15 protein-coding genes are annotated in these 19,287 nt (G+C 33.4%); 2 read left to right on the top strand and 13 right to left on the bottom strand.

All coding sequences use genetic code 11. The features are described from left to right. Positions 1-8: 8 nt before the first annotated feature. From CLHOM_RS15595 to CLHOM_RS15655, 13 genes are all read right to left on the bottom strand, one after another. Entirely contained in the window at positions 9-308 is a 300-nt protein-coding gene (locus tag CLHOM_RS15595; RefSeq protein WP_052222610.1) for a YerC/YecD family TrpR-related protein, read from the bottom strand. Between the two features lie 110 nt (positions 309-418). After that, positions 419-1,978 carry an acyl CoA:acetate/3-ketoacid CoA transferase gene (locus tag CLHOM_RS15600; protein ID WP_052222611.1) on the bottom strand — a complete coding sequence of 520 codons (1,560 nt, stop codon included), beginning with the start codon at positions 1,976-1,978 and terminating at the stop codon, positions 419-421. Between the two features lie 25 nt (positions 1,979-2,003). Continuing rightward, positions 2,004-3,386, bottom strand: a complete 1,383-nt coding sequence (locus tag CLHOM_RS15605; protein ID WP_052222612.1) for a GntP family permease — start codon at positions 3,384-3,386, stop codon at positions 2,004-2,006. A 604-nt stretch (positions 3,387-3,990) separates the two neighbouring features. Beyond that, positions 3,991-5,424 carry a sigma-54 interaction domain-containing protein gene (locus CLHOM_RS15610; RefSeq protein WP_052222613.1) on the bottom strand — a complete coding sequence of 478 codons (1,434 nt, stop codon included), beginning with the start codon at positions 5,422-5,424 and terminating at the stop codon, positions 3,991-3,993. Positions 5,425-5,663: 239 nt separating this feature from the next. Then, on the bottom strand, positions 5,664-7,223 hold the full coding sequence (locus tag CLHOM_RS15615) for an acyl CoA:acetate/3-ketoacid CoA transferase (RefSeq protein WP_052222614.1): 1,560 nt from the start codon (positions 7,221-7,223) through the stop codon (positions 5,664-5,666). Between the two features lie 24 nt (positions 7,224-7,247). Continuing rightward, a complete protein-coding gene (locus CLHOM_RS15620; protein WP_052222615.1) occupies positions 7,248-7,757 on the bottom strand; it encodes a nitroreductase family protein in 510 nt (169 codons plus the stop codon). Between the two features lie 27 nt (positions 7,758-7,784). Next, positions 7,785-8,561, bottom strand: coding sequence for an enoyl-CoA hydratase-related protein (locus CLHOM_RS15625; RefSeq protein ID WP_052222616.1), 777 nt, complete (start codon positions 8,559-8,561; stop codon positions 7,785-7,787). 25 nt (positions 8,562-8,586) lie between these two features. After that, positions 8,587-9,438, bottom strand: a complete 852-nt coding sequence (locus CLHOM_RS15630) for a 3-hydroxybutyryl-CoA dehydrogenase (protein ID WP_175478639.1) — start codon at positions 9,436-9,438, stop codon at positions 8,587-8,589. 54 nt (positions 9,439-9,492) lie between these two features. After that, a complete protein-coding gene (locus tag CLHOM_RS15635) occupies positions 9,493-10,671 on the bottom strand; it encodes an acetyl-CoA C-acetyltransferase (protein ID WP_052222618.1) in 1,179 nt (392 codons plus the stop codon). Between the two features lie 183 nt (positions 10,672-10,854). Beyond that, positions 10,855-12,423 (bottom strand): acyl CoA:acetate/3-ketoacid CoA transferase, encoded by a 1,569-nt coding sequence (locus tag CLHOM_RS15640; RefSeq protein WP_052222619.1) that lies wholly within the window; start codon positions 12,421-12,423, stop codon positions 10,855-10,857. A 133-nt stretch (positions 12,424-12,556) separates the two neighbouring features. After that, complete coding sequence (locus tag CLHOM_RS15645; protein ID WP_052222620.1) at positions 12,557-13,936, bottom strand: GntP family permease; 1,380 nt, start codon at positions 13,934-13,936, stop codon at positions 12,557-12,559. A 409-nt stretch (positions 13,937-14,345) separates the two neighbouring features. Beyond that, positions 14,346-14,783: a MaoC family dehydratase gene (locus CLHOM_RS15650; protein ID WP_052222621.1), complete on the bottom strand. Its 438-nt coding sequence runs from the start codon at positions 14,781-14,783 to the stop codon at positions 14,346-14,348. 501 nt (positions 14,784-15,284) lie between these two features. Then, positions 15,285-16,121, bottom strand: a complete 837-nt coding sequence (locus CLHOM_RS15655) for a methyl-accepting chemotaxis protein (RefSeq protein WP_052222622.1) — start codon at positions 16,119-16,121, stop codon at positions 15,285-15,287. A 230-nt stretch (positions 16,122-16,351) separates the two neighbouring features. Between CLHOM_RS15655 and CLHOM_RS15660 the strand changes: the two genes are divergently transcribed. Further along, a complete protein-coding gene (locus tag CLHOM_RS15660; protein ID WP_052222623.1) occupies positions 16,352-17,659 on the top strand; it encodes an acetyl-CoA hydrolase/transferase family protein in 1,308 nt (435 codons plus the stop codon). 324 nt (positions 17,660-17,983) lie between these two features. Continuing rightward, a complete protein-coding gene (locus CLHOM_RS15665) occupies positions 17,984-19,126 on the top strand; it encodes an acyl-CoA dehydrogenase (protein WP_052222624.1) in 1,143 nt (380 codons plus the stop codon). Positions 19,127-19,287 lie beyond the last annotated feature (161 nt).

A 19,287-nucleotide genomic window follows, 5' to 3' on the forward strand; every position in this document is an offset into this window, starting at 1 on the left:
TGTTAGTATTATTCCCATTTTATTCTTTCTAATACAAGGTTATAGCCATCACTTCCATAATTCAAGCATCTATTCACCCTGCTTATTGTAGCTGTACTTGCACCAGTACTACTTGCAATTTCACTATAAGTATTTTTTTGCTTAAGCATTTTTGCTACTTGCAATCTTTGCTCTACAGATTTTAGTTCATTGATTGTAAATATATCTTCAAAAAATTTATAGCATTCTTCTTTAGTCTGTAGTGATAAAATAGCTTCACATAGATAATCTAATTCAGGACTTTCTAATTTTGACTTGTATTCTGACACAAAATCACTCCTATTCCTTAATGGATAATAAAAAATATGTATCCTCCATTTGCATAGTGGATACATATATATATTTTAATCCTTTATATTAATTTAAACAATTATAAAATTTAAAAAGAAAGTCCCATTTTCTCATCTTTAAATATTCTTTCATCCATTAGTTTTAGATTTTCTGCTATTATTGGCTTAAATTCCATATTAGCAAGTATGTCCTTTTCTAAATCAACACCAGGAGCTATTTCCACAAGAGTAATTCCCTTATCTGTAAGTTTGAATACGGCTCTTTCAGTAATATATAATATTTCTTGTCCTGATTCATTTGCATAGTCAGCTGAAAAAGTTATCTGCTCTACTGATTTCTTAAATTTAATACCCTTACCCTCTTCAATAATTGTAAGTTTTCCATCCTCAATCTTTGTTACTAACTTTCCTGCAGTAAATGTACCCGTAAAGCAAACCTTCTTAGCATTTTGTGATATATTAATAAATCCACCTGGACCTATAACTCTTCCCCCGAATTTAGAAACATTTACATTTCCTTTTTCATCAATCTCAGCAGCTCCAAGGAATGACACATCAAGTCCTCCACCATCATAAATATCAAATATATCAGGCTGCTTTATTATAGCTTCTGGATTAACAGTTCCACCTATTCCTAATCCTCCAGTAGGTACACCACCAAGTACACCTGATTCTATTGAAAGAGTAATATCTCCCGATATTCCTTCTTCTCCTGCAACTGCAGCAACAGCTTCTGGAACTCCAATTCCAAGGTTTACAAGAGAACCTTTTTTAAGCTCTATTGCTCCTCTTCTTCCACATACTTTTCTATTGCCTAATTCCATAGGTTCAACCGAATCTAAAGGTATTGTTATTTCTCCTGATAATTCAGGTCTATAATAATCATATGCAAAAGTTTGTACACTATTTTCTGGTGAGCCTTTAACTATGTAGTCAACTAAGAAACCATGTATTTTAACGTCATGTGCTTTAATTGTACCCTTTTTAACTATGTTATCAACCTGAAGTATTACAATACCGCCTGAATTATGTGTAGCTGCAGCCATTTCTAACTGATCTGAAATAAGAGCCTCTTTCTCAAGAGAAGTATTACCATCCTCATCACAGAAAGAACCTTTTATAAAGCATATATCTATAGGTACTGACTTATATAATAAGTAATTCTTTCCTTCAATATTTATTAATGATACTATTTCTTCACCTGAATCTCTGGTTGCCTGATTTACTTTGCAGCCTTCAACCCTAGGATCAGCAAATGTATTTAAACCAACGTGAGTTAATACTCCTGGTTTTTTTCCTGCTGTTGCCCTTAACATCTGACTTGTTACACCTTGAGGAACACAAAATCCAATCATTTTATTTTCAACTAGAAGCTTACTAATTTTAGGCTCTAATCCAAGATGTGCACAAATAATTCTTTTAGATAAACCTTCTTCCGCAAGATGGTTTGCTCCTTTTTCAGCTCCATCTCCAAGTCCTGCACAATGAAAAATAGTTATATCTTTAGGAGATTTAGTTTGCTTATATCTTTCTTGTAAAGCAATAAGTAATTCTTCTGGTGAACCAAAACCTACAAACCCACCTACACCTACTGTCATACCGTCTTTGATTAGAGATGCTGCAAATTCAGCTGAAACAACTTTACTCATATACCAATACCCCCATGTTATTATTTTATATACCGAATATTGTCATTACAATTATTAAGAAGGCAGTCGTTACAAATGGTAGTGCTACTGTAAGTACTCCTATATCCCTGTAAGATTGTTTATGAGTTAATCCGCATATTGTAAGTAATGTAATTACTGCTCCATTATGAGGAAGAGAGTCAAATCCACCTGATGCTAAGGAAGCTATCTTGTGAAGTATTTCAGGGCTTATACCTGCTGCAACACCTGCTTGTAGGTAATGTGCTCCCATTGCTTCAAGTGCTATACTCATACCACCTGATGCTGAACCTGTTACACCTGCAAGTACGTTGATTGTAATAGCTTCTGAAACAAGTGGATTGCTTGGAAATATTCCCATTAAGAAATTAGATACAACTGCAAATCCTGGTAATGATGAAACAACACTTCCATATCCAACTTCTGATGAGGTATTCATTATTGCAAGAAGCGAACCTGCAGCACCACCGTTTAAAGCTGCTTGAAGATTCTTTTCTGTTTTTATATTCTTCCATCCAATTATTATAGCTAAAACTACACCTACTACTAGTGAAACAATTAATGCCCAGATTGGTGCTACTCCTGATAATGTTACACCCTTAAATTTTGAAACCATTTCAGGATCCCAGTTCTTTATTGCTTTTGTCATAAAGTAATTCAATACTAAAACTGCTACTAATGGAATAGCTGCTAATGCTGGATTTACCATCTTATGATCATCAGCCCTTCCATCTGGTTCGTTTATATGTCCTTCTCCATATCCTTCGCCTTTAGCTTTTGCATTTCTTACTCTAATTTCTAGATAAATAACTCCAACTGTAATAATTATTAATCCAGCAATTGTACCTAATACAGGAGCTGCGAAAGAATCTGTACCAAAATATTTAGTTGGTATTATGTTTTGTATTTGCGGAGTTCCTGGGAAACAAGTCATTGAGAAAGTAAACAATCCAAGAGCTAATGTACCAGGTAATAATCTTTTAGGAATATCTGCTTCTTTAAATAAAGCTGCACCAAGTGGATAAACTGCAAAACCTATAACGAAAACACTTACACCACCATAGCCTAAAATACCAGTAGAAAGTACTACACCAATAATAGTTGCTTTTGCTCCTAACTTATGCATAATCCAATCTGCTATAGCTAGAGCAAGTCCACCAGCTTCCATTACCTTACCAAATAGTGCTCCAAGCAAGAATACTGGAAAGTAATTAGTAGCAAATGCTAAACCTTTAACTAGGAATACTTGAGTATAGGTTGGAAGTAAGTGTCCACCTGATAATAAGGTTGCTAACATTGCACATATAGGTGCAAAAACAATAACTGAATATCCACGATAAGCTACATAAGTTAATAGTACTAAAGATAATACGATTGCAAATACTTGCATTAATAAAACACCTCCAAATTTATTTTCCTACCCTATAAATCACCATATTTAAAACATAAAATTATCTATATTTACCTCCCTTCAACTATTGAGTTTAAAATCATATATATGATAACGTTTAGATTACTCGCAGACTATTATTGCAATCCTCATGCCAATAGTAAAAAGTTATTTGAAATTTCTCATTATTCACTTAATAATTTTAAAAAACCAAAGCTGCCCTAAGCGCTAATTTACGTGGATTCATGCTTTTTATTTAATATTTAAAAAGTTATCAATATTTTTTTAAAATACACATCCTCTTGTTTAAAATATGTAATATACTGTAAACAACCTATGTTTGTTAAAATATAATTAAAGATATTCAATGTTTTCGTACCAAAATTGAGACTAAATATTAGATCACTTTTTAGATACGTTGATAATCCCTATATTGAAATATTTATCTCATTTTTGATACATGTTTACTTATTGAGAAATCGTTTACTAATTCACAAATAAAAAATGATCTCTACGTCAGTAAAGATCATACTTTATATAATAAAATTCTAAGTTTTAGAGTTTTTTAATACTCTTTTAACTTAGAACTATTTATGAATATACATTATTCCTTTATAATATCTATATCACTTCTTTTTATATTATAGTCCCCCATCTTTTTATATAATGTACTTCTATGAACACCTAAATCTATTGCTGTTTTCTGAATGTTACTATTGTTTTTTTCAATTACCTGCAAAATTATCTCCTTTTCAATATTGGCCATAATTTCATTTAGTGTTTTGCTGCTATCATAATTTTGAAGCTTTGATTTAGTGAGAATATTAACTGGAAGACTTGCATTGGTTATTAAATTATTATCTGCCATTGTATAGCATCTTTCAATAGTATTTTTTAATTCTCTTACATTGCCAGGCCATGTGTAGTTCATCAAAATATCTTTAACCTCTTTTGATATCTTTATATTAGTATTATATTTTTCATTTATTTCCTCTAAAAAGCTATCTATAAATAATGGAATATCTTCTTTTCTCTTTCTAAGAGGTGGAAGACCTATTCCTATAACATTCAATCTATAATATAAATCCTCTCTAAATCTATTTTTTGAAATTTCCTCTTGTAGGTTTTTATTTGTAGCAGCTATTACACGAATATCAATTGGTATAGTTTTTTCGCTTCCAATCTTTTCAATCTCTTTTTCTTGCAGAACCCTTAAAAGCTTAACCTGCATGAAAAGAGGCATATCTCCAATTTCATCTAAAAATAGCGTCCCCCCGTTTGCCAGCTCAAACTTACCCTTTTTACCACCTTTCTTAGCACCAGTAAAAGCTCCATCAGAATATCCAAAAAACTCAGACTCAAATAGTTCTTGAGGTATAGCTGCACAATTAACTCGTACTAATGGTTTAAATTTTCGTTTGCTGGAATAATGTATTGCATTAGCAAATACCTCTTTCCCAGTACCAGTTTCACCTGTTAATAGTACTGTAAAATCATTTTCAGCAGCCTTCTGTGCAATTTTTTTTATTTCAATCATTTCATGTGAATTTCCCTTGATACTATCCAAGGAAAATCTATCTTTAACAAGACGATGAAATTCATCCTTATAGTATTTCAATTCTTCATTTAAATCCCTAAGGGATTGGGCTAATTTCATTGTGTTTTTTTCAAATTTCACTTGTCCTATTGCAGCAATGGCTTTATCTTCTTCTATAACACTTGCTCTAGTTACAATAAAATACTTATCATGAATATTAGGTTGTCCTTTTGCAGCTAGGTGAAATACTTCCTTCTCAATAAATTCTTTATTATGTATTATCTCAGGCAGTTTAGAATTTAGAATTATATCTAAGATTGGTTTACCTATAGCATCTTTCATCTCTACCTGTAAATGATTACAATAAGCAGGATTAATATATGCAATATTATTATCAGTATCCATAATTACAAATCCATCTTCTGATATCTCAAGCATTTTTTCGCAGATAAGATTTTTTTGTTTTTCTGTATAGTTTTCTAATATTTTATCTTGATCCAAAACAACATCCCTCCACTCACTGTAATTTACGGTCTTTTATATTAATTATTGCTCAAAGCATTTCATATAAACCATATATAAATTATATCATAAAGGTATAATAAAAATTACTATGGCTTTTCACACTTTGTCATATAGTTCGCATAACAAAGACAAAAGATACGTATCGTCTAATTGCATAGACGATACATATCTTCGTATTTACTATTTAATATTTAAGTAATCATTAGATAAATTATTTAGAAAGAAAGCCTCATTTTCTCATTTTTAAATATTCTCTCATCCATTAGCTTCAAATCTTCTGCGATTAAAGGCTTAAACTCCATATTGGCTAGAATATCTTTCTGAAGATCTACTCCTGGAGCTATTTCAATAAGCTTAACTCCCTTGTCTGTAAGCTTGAAAACCGCTCTTTCTGTGATATAATATATTTCTTGTCCTGACTCATTTGCATAATCAGCGGAGAAGGTTATCTGCTCTACTGATTTCTTAAATTTAATACCATTGCCTTCTTTTACTATTGTAAGTTTACTATCTTCAATTTTTGTTTCTAGCTTTCCAGCAGTAAATGTACCTGTGAAACAAACCTTCTTGGCATTCTGTGATATATTAATAAATCCTCCAGGTCCTACAACCCTTCCACCGAATTTAGAAACATTTACATTTCCTTTTTCATCTATTTCTGCTGCTCCAAGGAATGATACGTCAAGTCCTCCGCCATCATAAATATCAAAAATGTCAGGCTGTTTTATTATCGCTTCTGGGTTAACAGTTCCTCCAATTGCCAAACCACCAGTAGGAACTCCTCCAAGTACACCTGATTCTATGGAAAGAGTTATATCTCCTGAAATTCCTTCCTCTCCAGCAACTGCTGCTACAGCCTCAGGGACTCCAATTCCAAGGTTTACAAGAGAACCTTTTTTAAGCTCTAGTGCTCCTCTTCTTCCACAGATCTTTCTATTACCTAATTCCATTGGCTCCATTGCACTTAAAGGTATTGTTATTTCCCCTGATAACTCAGGTCTATAATAATTATCTGCAAATCCTTGATAACTATTTTCAGGTTTTCCTTTTACTATATAATCAACTAAGAAGCCATGTATTTTAACATCGTGTGCTTTAATTGTACCTTTCTTAACGACATTTTCAACTTGAGCAATAACAATACCTCCAGAATTATGGGTAGCAGCTGCCATTTCAAGTTGATCAGAAATAAGTGCTTCCTTTTGAAGTGAAATATTCCCATCTTCATCACCGAGAGTACCTTTAATAAAACATATATCTAGTGGTACCGATTTATACAATAGATAATCTTTACCTTCTATTTTTACCAAGGATACTACTTCTTCCCCTGAATTTATAGCCGCTTGATTAACCTTACAACCTTCAACTCTTGGGTCAGCAAATGTGTTTAAACCCACATGAGTCAATACTCCTGGTTTTTTACCAGCTGTTGCTCTTAAAATTTGGCTAGTTACGCCTTGCGGTAGGCAAAATCCGATCATTTTATTTTCCACAAGGAGTTTACTTATCTTAGGTTCCAATCCAATATGTCCACAAATAATTTTTTTAGCTAACCCTTCTTCTGCAAGATGGTTTATACCTCTTTCAGCTCCATCTCCAAGTCCTGCACAATGGAAAATAGTTAATCCTTTAGGAGATTTGGTTTCCTTATATCTTTCCTGCAAAGCTATAAGTAATTCTTCTGGTGCTCCAAAACCTACAAATCCACCTACACCTATTGTCATACCATCTTTAACTAAAGATGCTGCGAATTCAGGTGAAACAACTTTACTCATATAATTACCTCCTAATATTTTCATCTAAAACTTTTCAAAATGAACTCTATCCTCCATGTATCTATCTATAGACCTTCGCTCTTTCTCAGGAGTACCTAAAACTACAATACCTACAGGCATAACCGATTCAGGCAATCCAAATATTCCCTTAATTCCTTCAACTCTCTCAGCCCGAGAATGTATACCTAACCATAGACTCCCAAGACCAAGAAAAGTTGCTTCAATAAGCATGTTTTCTATAGCAGCAGCACAATCCTGTATCCACCAATCGTATTCCTTATATGCTTGTTTTTTTATATCTGCACAAACAACTATGCCAACAGGCGCTGTCTCTAATGCCTTTGAATGGTCATGTACTTTCATAATTTCATCTTTTATCTCTTGGCTCCTGAAAACAACAAATTCCCATTCTCGTCCATCTCCAGCTGAAGGTGCTGCCATTCCCGCTCTTAATACTTTTTCAATTTGTTCTTTAGTAACATCAATGTCTTTGTTATACTTTCTTATGCTTCTTCTTTTAAAAATAGCTTCCATAAGCATACCTCCTTTTTCTGGTAATTATCATTTGAAAATTGGTTTTCTTTTTTCTATAAACGCACCCATGCCTTCTCTCTGATCTTCTGTAGAGAAACAAAGTCCAAATAAATCTGCTTCATGCAGCATGGCTTTATCAATATCAAGTTCCATTCCTTCATTAACTGATGATTTACATATTGCAATAGCCGCTTTACTTCTTGTTCCAATGGTCTTTGCCATTTCATCACAATAATTGAGAAAATTCTCTTCATCTACCACTTCATTTACAAGTCCTATTCTGTATGCTTCCTCTGCCCCAACCTGTTTTGATGTAAACATCATTTCCTTTGCTCTTCCTTTTCCTACAAGTCTTGGCATCCTCTGTGTTCCTGCAAAACCTGGTATTACTCCAAGTCCAAGTTCTGGAAGAGCAAATTTACTTTTCTTAGTAGCAATTCTTATATCGCATGCCATGGCAAGTTCACAACCTCCACCAAGTGCAAATCCATTAACCGCAGCAATTACTGCCTTAGGAAGCTTTTCAATTTTATTAAAAACTTCCTGCCCAAGCTTACTAAAGGCTCTAGCTTCCATACAGTTCATACCGCTCATTTCCTTAATATCTGCCCCTGCTACAAATGCTTTATTTCCGGCTCCCTTAATAATTACAGTACTAATTTCATCAGTTTCTCTTATTAAATCAAGAACACTATTTAAAGATTTCAGTACTCGTCCATTTAAAGCATTTAAAGCTTCTGGACGGTTAATTGTAACATAAGCCATATTTCCCTTTTGTTCATATAGAACAACATTGTTCTGCATTTGTTAATCCCCCCTCATTCATTTTTTATTTATAATCATAGAATCCTTTACCAGCTTTTTTACCAACCCATCCTGCTTTAACATATTGACGTAATAATGGGCAAGGTCTGTATTTTGAATCACCATAACCTTCATGCATAATGTTCATTATTGATAATATAGTGTCTAAACCTATAAAGTCTGCTAGCTGAAGTGGTCCCATTGGATGATTCATTCCAAGCTTCATAACTGTATCAATATCTTCAGGAGTAGCAATTCCTTCATATACACAGTAAATTGCTTCGTTTATCATCATTTGTAATACTCTATTTGAGACGAATCCTGGGAAATCCCTTACTTCAACAGGAGATTTTCCAAGTTTTAAGCTTAACTCTTTAATTGCAGCATAGGTTTCATCAGTTGTAGCAATTCCTCTAATTACTTCAACAAGCTTCATAACAGGAACTGGATTCATGAAGTGCATTCCTATTACTTTATCAGGTCTCTTTGTAGCTGCTGCAATTTCTGTTATTGGAAGTGAGGATGTGTTTGTAGCTAAAATACAGCTTGGTTTTGTAATTTTATCAAGTTCACCAAAAACACTTTCCTTAACCTTCATATTTTCTACAATAGCTTCTACTACTAAGTCACAGTCTGCAGCGTTATTTAATGTGTCTGAAGGTATAAGATTTGTTAATATTTCTGACTTTTTTTCCTCTGTAATTTTATTCTTTGCAACGTCTTTTGTAAGTAAGCCAGCTATGAACTCTATTCTCTTATTAACAATACTTATATCTACATCGTTCAAATAGGTTGTTAACCCCGCTGTTGCCATGACCTGAGCTATTCCTCCACCCATCTGTCCTGCACCTATTACTAAAACTTTATTAATTGCCATAATTTTAATCCTCCCTAAGTAAAATTGTAATTTTTATGCATATCTAAAATAAAATTAATCTACTTTAATTAATATTGCATCACCTTGGGCTGCTCCACTGCAGATAGCTGCAACACCATATCCGCCGCCTTGTGCACGTAATGCATAAATAAGATGCATTACTATTCTAGCCCCAGACGCTCCGATTGGATGACCAAAGGCAATTGCTCCTCCGTCTACATTTACTTTGTTTGGATCCCATTTAGCTATTTGTCCACTTACTAAAGCAACTGCTGCAAAAGCTTCATTTACTTCAAATAATTTGATTTGATCTATTGTTAAGTTATTTTTATTAAGTAATTTAACTGTTGAAAGTCCTGGCACTGTAGCTATATATTTTGGATCTTGTGAAACTTCTGCATAATCTATAATTGTTGCTAAAGGTTTTAACCCAAGTGACATAGCTTTTTCCTTTGACATTAAAACTAATGCAGCTCCACCATCATTAACTCCTGGAGCATTGCCTGCTGTAACTGAGCCATCTTTAGTAAATACTGGTGGTAATTTTGCAAGAGCTTCTAAGGTAGTTCCTTCTCTTGGACCTTCATCTGTATCAAATACAGTAACACCCTTTTTAGATTTAATTTCTACTGGAACTATTTCTTCCTTTAATCTTCCGCCTTTTATTGCACTAATTGCTAAATCCTGACTTCTTACTGCCCATTCATCTTGTACCTGTCTGCTGATACCATATTCTGCTGCTACCTCTGAACCATGTACAGCCATGTGTCTGTCATAGAATGAACACCAAAGACCATCATGCATCATTAAATCCTTAGCTTTCACATCTCCCATTTTATTTCCCCAACGCATGTTAGGTAAAAAATATGGTGCATTACTCATGCTTTCCATACCAGCTGCAACTACAATATCAGCTTGTCCTGAAAGAATTTTTATATTAGCAAGATTTATTGCGTTTATACCTGATGAACAAACCTTTCCAATAGTTATTGAAGGTACTTCATAAGGAAGTCCACCCTTTACTGTTGCCTGCCTTGAAGGTATTTGACCACATCCCCCTTGCAATACCTGTCCAACATACGCATAATCAACGGTACTTGGATCTATTACAGCTCTCTTAACTGCTTCCTTTATTGCAATTCCTCCAAGCTCAGTTGCTTTAAAACCTTTTAATGCTCCACCTATTTTACCAATGGGTGTTCTTGCAGCGCTTACTATTACTACTTCTCTCATTTTTCATCCTCCTAACTAAAATTATATGAGTAATATACTAACTTTCTTAGTATCTTACTTCCCTAATATTACTAATACCATTACCATAAAAATAAAGAATTAATTTATTAGGCTGCTAAATTTTCTTAGCAACCTAATAAATTGTAAATTATTGGAATATTCAAGTTTCTTAGTGATACATTCTTATTTTAGGGCAAGTCCCATTGGCTCATCTTTGAATATTCTTTCATCCATAAGCTTGATTTCATCAGCAAGTACTGGTTTGAATTCCATTTGTGCAAGTACATCTTTTTCAAGTTCTACTCCTGGTGCTATTTCAATTAAAGTTAACCCTTCTTTTCTATATTCAAATACTGCTCTTTCAGTTATGAGCATAATCTTCTTATTCTTTTTGCTTTCATATTCTCCATTCAATGTTATCTGTTCTATGTTATTTATAAACTTTTTAACCTTTCCTTCATTTACTATCTTAAGCTTACCCTCTCCAATTTCTACTTTTAATCCACCAGCTGTGAAGGTTCCACAGAATACACAAGCTTTTGCATTTTGAGATATATCTATAAATCCACCACAGCCTGCAATTTTAGGACCAAATTTAGAAACATTTAGACTTCCTGCTGCATTACATTCAGCCATTCCTAAGAAGGTCATGTCAACTCCACCGCCATCATAGAAATCAAATTGATATGGGTGGTCTATTATTGCCTGTGGAGCAATTGCAGCACCAAAATTTAATCCTCCTTGTGCTGTTCCTCCATAAATACCCGGCTCCACTGTAGCTATAAAGTGATCTTCAAGCCCTTCTTCCTTTAGTACTATAGCAACCTGTTCTGGAACACCTATACCGTAATTTAATACAGTCATAGAGTCTTCAAGCTCCATTGCTGCCCTTCTTCCAATTACCTTTCTAACATCTAGAGGCATACTCTTCTTTTCTTCTTGTTTTATAACTCCAGTACCTGATATAAACTCGATATTAAAGTCTGTTCCAGAGGTCTGCATATGGTTCTTCTTATCTGAAACTAAAGCAACTACATCTACAAGTGGTCCAGGAATTAATACATTTTTAGGATCTATTGTACCGTTTTTTACTAATCTTTCTACTTGGACTATAACTAATCCACCATTGTTCTTAGCTGCTTGAGCTGCTGATAATCCTTCTAGTCTTAATGATTCCTTGCTTATTCCAATATTACCATTTTCATCTGCTTCTGTTCCTCTTACTACAGCAACATCAATTTCTTGAGCTTTATAAAACAAATATGGCTTACCATCTAATTGAATTTTTTCAACTATGTCCTCAGTAGTAATAGAATTTAATTTTCCTCCTCCAAACTCAGGATCTACAAAAGTACCTAATCCAACATGAGTAATTACTCCTGGTCTACGAGCAGCCATTTCCCTAAACATTCCTGTTAGCACACCTTGTGGGAAATTATAAGCCTGCATTTTATTATTGTTTATTAGTGGAGCCATTTTAGGAAATAATCCAAAGTGTCCTCCGACAGCTTTTGCTAAAAGTCCTTCATGACATAGATGATTAAAGCCCCTTATATCTTTTCCATCTCCAGGACCTGATGCCCATAATAAACTTATGTTTTTTGGACTTCCAGTTTCTAAAAACCTTTTTTCAGTTTCTAGCCATATTTCTTCTGGAGCCCCAATTAGCATAAATCCAACTGTTCCTATACGTGCTCCATCAGGAATCATTGCTGCAGCTTCTTTTGTTGATACAAACTTAACTCTTCCCATTTCTAATTTCCCCTTTCGAAAATTTTATTTTGTAAAAATATTATTTAAGCTCATTAATTTGATTTTTTATAAATTACAATACTGTTATATAAGTTTTAAGTAGTTTGCTTATAATTAAACTACTATTATTTAACTAGCTAAATAATGACATTAGTATTATTAATACAAAAGTTGTTGCAAATGGGATCAATACTGAAATTACTCCAATATCTCTATATGATTGTTTATGAGTCAATCCGCATATAGCAAGTAATGTAATTACCGCTCCATTATGAGGAAGTGAGTCAAATCCACCTGATGATAAGGAAGCAATTTTGTGAAGTACTTCAGGACTAATCCCTGCTGCAACACCAGCTTGAAGGTAATGTGCTCCCATTGCTTCAAGTGCTATACTCATACCACCTGATGCTGAACCTGTAACACCTGCAAGTACGTTGATGGTTATAGCTTCTGAAACAAGTGGATTACTTGGGAATATTCCCATTAAGAAATTAGATACAACTGCAAATCCTGGTAATGATGAAACAACGCTTCCATATCCAACCTCAGATGATGTATTCATAATTGCAAGTAAAGATCCTGCTGCACCACCATTTATAGCTGCTTGAAGATTCTTTTCTGTTTTTATATTCTTCCATCCAACAATTATGGCAATGATAACACCTACTACTAGTGAAACAATTAAAGCCCAAATTGGTGCTACACCAGCAAGTGTAATTCCTTTAAATTTACTTACCATTTCAGGATCCCAATTTTTAATTGCCTTTGTCATTACATAGTTTAATACTAATACTGCAATCAAAGGCAGAGCTGCTAGTGCAGGATTAACATGCTTATGGTCACTTGCTAATTCATCAGGCTCATTTATATGTCCCTCGCCATAACCTTCACCTTTAGCCTTTGCACTTTTAACTCTCATTTGTAAGTATAAAAGACCAACTACCATTATTATTAATCCAGCAACAGTACCTAAAACAGGAGCTGCAAAAGAGTCTGTTCCAAAATATTTAGTTGGTATTATATTCTGTATTTGTGGAGTTCCTGGGAAACAAGTCATTGCGAAAGTAAATAATCCAAGTGCTAATGTACCAGGTAATAATCTTTTAGGGATATCTGCTTCTTTAAATAAAGCAGCTCCAAGAGGATACACTGCAAAACCTATAACAAATACACTTACACCACCATAGCCTAATATACCAGTTGAAAGAACTATACCCACAAGAGTTGCTTTAGCTCCTAATTTATGCATAATCCAATCTGCTATAGCTACAGCAAGTCCACCTGTTTCCATTACTTTACCAAAAATTGCTCCAAGTAAAAATACCGGAAAATAACTAGTAGCAAATGCTAAACCTTTAACTAGGAATACTTGAGTATAGGTTGGAAGTAAATGTCCACCTGATAATAACGTTGCTAACACCGCACATATAGGAGCAAAAACGATAACTGAATAACCACGATACGCAACATAAGTTAATAGTAACAATGAAATAACAATTGCAAATACTTGCATTAATAAAACACCTCCGATTTTTAATTTTACATTGAGTAATATTGCAATCATCATGCCAATAAAAAAATTAAATATACCCTTATCGTTCTTTAATTGATTTCAAAGCATTGATAAAACTGAACTATTCATTAATTTACTTAGACTAAAAATTTATTCTACTATTCTAAAAATTTAAATTTTTTTATAAAACCATTTATTTCTTTAGGATTTTTATTGCGTTTTGTAGAATTTTTCAGACATATTGTTGTGAGATTTTTTTAGATATATTGATATTCTTAATGATTAATCCACTGTCTTATTTTTTATACATGTTTACTTTATAAGAAATCGTTTACTATCTTAAAAATAAAAATATGACCTTTACCCTAATAAAGATCATATTTCTGGTGCAATATTAAAAATTTATATACTATTTCTTCCTTGGCATAATTGTAGCTTCGCCTACAACAACAACTTCACCCTTTTGGTTTGTAGCAGTTATTTTGATAATAACTCTATTTTTCTCTGGTATTTTATCAATTACTTCTGCTTCAACTTTCACAGTATCACCTATTTTTACAGGTTTTGTGAATTTGAGAGTTTGACCCAAATACAAGCAGCCAGCTCCAGGAAGCTTCATTCCTAATACTGCTGATATAAGTCCTTCTGTCAAAGCCCCGTGTGCAATTCTTTCTCCAAACATATTTTTTGATGCTTCAACTGCATTAATATGTGCTACATTAAAGTCTCCTGTAATTCCGGCAAATGTGTAAACATCATATTCAGTAATAGTCTTTTGATGGTAGGCTTTATCGCCAATCTCCATTTCATCAAGGGTTAACCCGTCTAAAGCTACGTCTCTATACATATATACTACCTCCATTTATTATAATTTTTAACTTGAATTCATAAGTATGCAACTATTATGCCAATACTTTAATTTGGAATACTAATTGCTCATTATATATTTCAAGTTTATTACTATTGCTTAAGGAGTGAAGTATTATGAATAAGTGGCATTAAACATTGTTCTTTACTTTCTTTAGTCCCAAATAAAATATGGGATTCTGCCCTAGACGGAAAATTCAACCATCAAACTCTTTATATATCCTCAAATCGCCCTAGAAAAGCTATTTTAGAAAAACGTGCAGAATTTGTGCCAAGTTTTTATTATCAAGTACCAAGAATCTGGGAGGAATGCATTGAACCTGAGTTTTTACGCTGTGGTTTCTCCAATGGATGAGCATGGATATTTTAGTTTTGGCTTAAGTGTAAGTACTGCATTAGTTTAAAGAAAATAGCAGAAAGAATTTGCATTGTAATAATTCTAAAAAACTCTTTCTAGTATTTTAATTTCATATTTAATCATCTATAACTCACGGCTTAAAGAAGCTAGAGTATTCGATATCGCTGTGAGTTCTTCAACTGACGCATTGATTTGTTCTGCAGCGGCTGCCTGTTGTTGAATACTAAGACTATTACTCTCAATTTCATTAACAATGCTACCAACATTTTTCATACTCGTCATTAGAATCTTCTGTACGTCTTTTACAGCATCCTGACTACCAGATGAAAGCTTACGGATCTCATCAGCAACGACACTGAACCCTCGACCCGCTTCTCCTGCTTTAGCCGATTCAATGGCTGCATTAAGACCCAGCATATTAGAGCGTTGTGCTATGCCTTTAATAATATCTAATACTTTATGTGTCTCATTAATTTGTGATCCAGTTTTAACTGCCGAGTCTGTTGCTTCAATATTGGATTTTGCCAACTCTTGAGCATTGCTCGCAATATCTTCAATACTTTTTGATATTTCCGACAATGACTTCGATAAGGTTTCAGCCATTTCCATAAGCTTATACTTACGATCTAAACTAACAGCTGTTGCAATACATCCAACAACTTGTCCTTTCTTATCAACAATCGGAGTACTCGTTGCACGATATACAAAAGAAAATATTTCTTTTGGCATCTCAATCACCATTCTCTTTTTGTTTTCCATTGCTTTAGCAATGGCCCACTCAGGTTTTAGTAAATCTCCTATTTTTGTAGGAAATATAATAGACTTACCTGGAATATACTGAATTAATTTCTCGCGGTCTGAAATTGTAATAGCAATATCTTCATCACCAAAAATAGTTTTAAATACATTTGATACCTTTACAATATTGTCCAATGAGCCAATTTGTTCAAGGCTTATCATTCATAATCACTCCTTCTATTATACACTTTCCTTTATCTTTGCCTTGCATCACTCGTAAGTCCACAAGAACAAGAACGTTCATCTCTTCTTCACCAAGAATAACTATGAGATCAGCAATTTTATTCTCAAGTTTTTCAATTCGCAAGTATTATGCCAATACTTTTATTTGGAATGCAAATTGCTAATTACATATTTGAAATTAATAAATATTACTTAAGGAGTGAAATATTATGAATAAATGGCTTAATATGTATCAAGAGAAATTAACTTCTCCTGAAAAAATTGCAGAAAAAATTCAATCAAATACTATATGTGCAAGCCCAATAGCCGCTGGCGAAGCTTTTGCTATACCTGAAGCTATAGCAGAAAGAGCCCTTAGAGAAAATCTAAGCGGTATTAAACATTGCTCTTTACTTTCTTTAGTCCCAAAGAAAATATGGGATCCTGCCCTAGATGGAAAATTCAATCATTTAACTCTTTATATATCATCAACTAACCCTAGAAAAGCTCTTTGGGAAAAACGTGCAGAATTTGTGCCAAGCTTTTATTATCAAGTACCAAGAATGTGGGAGGAATATATTGAACCTGAGGTTTTTTACGCTGTGGTTTCTCCAATGGATGAGCATGGATATTTTAGTTTTGGCTTAAGTGTAAGTACTTGCATTACTTTAAAGAAAATAGCAAAAAGAATTTACCTAGAAGTTAATGAAAATATGCCTAGGACACATGGAAATAGCTTTATTCACATTTCAGAAGTAGATGCGATTTGTGAATATACTAGACCTTTACCTGAACTGCCAGCTTCAGAAATATCTAAAGATGAAATAACTATTGGTAACTATATTGCTGAGTTAGTTCCTAATGAAGCTACAATTCAATTGGGTATTGGTGGAATACCTAATGCTGCAGCTCAAGCTTTAATAAATAAAAGTGATTTAGGAATACATACAGAACTTTTTACCGAAAGTATGATTGATTTAATAGAGGCTAGTGTAGTTACTAATGCTAAGAAAAATATACATACAGGTAAAAGTGTTGCCACATTAGCATTAGGTACACAAAGAATGTATGAATTTTTAAATGATAATGTAGGTTTTGAATTTCATCCAGTAGATTATGTTAATGATCCAAATATTATAGGGAAGCATGATAATTTTGTATCCATAAACTCTTGTATTGAAGTAGATTTATTCGGCCAAGTTTGTTCTGAATCCATAGGCACAAAGCATTATAGTGGTGTAGGTGGGCAAGTTGACTATGTAAGAGGTGCGAATAATTCGAAAGGGGGTAAATCTATCATTTCTATGCTGTCTACTGCCAAAAACGAAAGCATATCCAAAATAAAATTAACCTTAACCGAAGGCTCCATAGTAACTACTTCTCGTAATGAAGTTGATTATATTGCCACTGAGTATGGTATTGCAAAGCTAAAAGGTAAATCTACAAGAGAAAGAGCTCAAGAATTGATAAACATTGCTCATCCTAAGTTCAGGGAAGAACTTACTTTTCAAGCTAAAAAAATAAATTTATTGTGGTAAGTTTAATAATATATTTTAATTTTTCTTTTTAATAATTTTCTATTTGTATACATGTCTATTTTTCAAGACACCATTTAGAACCTACTAGACTCTTAGTCATTAATAGCTTTAACTGCTTTAGTGTCTATTTTTTAATACATTCAACATCTGATTAATGGCTAGTTATTTATTTATCACAGTTGGCACATTTTATGCTGATATATTAATTTAGTTGCATATAAATAGTTAACGAAATCATACTTGTCAAAATCACAATTTATGATTTCTCAATTTTTTATATAGCATTTAAAGCATCAAATAAACTATACTTAAGGAGGAATATTTATGGACTTTTCATTCACAAGGGAGCATGAATTGGTTAAGCAATTGATGAAACAATTCGTCGATAACGAAGTACGACCTATTGCAGCAGAAATTGATGAAACTGAGAGATTCCCTTTAGAAACCATTGAAAAAATGGCAAAATACGGTATTAAGGGTATGTCTTTTTCTTCACAATATGGAGGTTCCAATACAGACTATATAAGCTACGTAATAGCTGTTGAAGAACTTGCTAAAGCTTGCTGTTCAACAGCTTGTATATACGCTGTTAGTACTGGTCTTGTTGCTGCTATGATTGAGAAATTTGGTAATGAGCAACAGAAGCAAAAATATCTTCCCGGACTACTGGCAGGTACATCTATTGGTGCCTTTGCTTTAACTGAAGCTAATGCTGGAAGTGACGCTTCTGCTCAACAAACGGTTGCAAAGGATATGGGAGATTATTATTTATTAAATGGTAGTAAAACCTTTATTACTAATGCTGGTTACTCCTCTGTCTATATAGTTATGGCTATGACAGATAAGAGTAAAGGTGTAAAGGGTATTTCTGCTTTCCTAGTAGAAAAAGATATGGAAGGCTTCTCTATTGGAAAAATTGAAGAAAAATGTGGTGTTAGAGCCTCCTCTACTGGAGAACTTATATTTGAGGATGTTAAAGTTCCAAAAGAAAATCTTTTAGGAAAAGAAGGGAAAGGCTTTAACATAGCCATGGCTGGACTTGACGGTGGTAGAATAAGTATTGCTACACAAGCTCTTGGATTGGCAGAAGGTGCATTAGATGAAGCAATAAAATATGTTAAAGAGAGAAAGCAATTTGGAAAACCTATTGGCAAGAATCAAGGATTGCAATGGTATATTGCTGAATGTGCTACTAAAATTGAAGCTGGTAGAGCCTTACTCTACAAGGCTGCTTGGTTAAAACAAGCTGGGCTTCCTTATGGCAAAGAAGCTGCTATGGCAAAATTTTATAATTCCGAATTAGCAATGGAGGTTACGATTAAAGCTCTTCAAATGCATGGAGGATATGGATACACAAAAGACTATGCCATAGAAAGAATGTTTAGAGATGCTAAAATAACTTCAATTTATGAAGGTACATCGGAAGTTCAAAAAATAGTTATTTCCAGACATATACTTGACCTATAATTACTTTCAAAAAACTTTATAAAAATAAAACCTACCTACAATTTAATTAATAAAATAAAACCTACGTTAACTCTAGTAAATTTAATAAATTTTTGAACCTTCTGAAAAAGCATCTTTTCCCCGAAAGATGCTTTTTTAAAGTTTATTTATTTTAAAAAATC

Source organism: Clostridium homopropionicum DSM 5847, assembly GCF_001263795.1.
Taxonomy (GTDB): domain Bacteria; phylum Bacillota; class Clostridia; order Clostridiales; family Clostridiaceae; genus Clostridium_H; species Clostridium_H homopropionicum.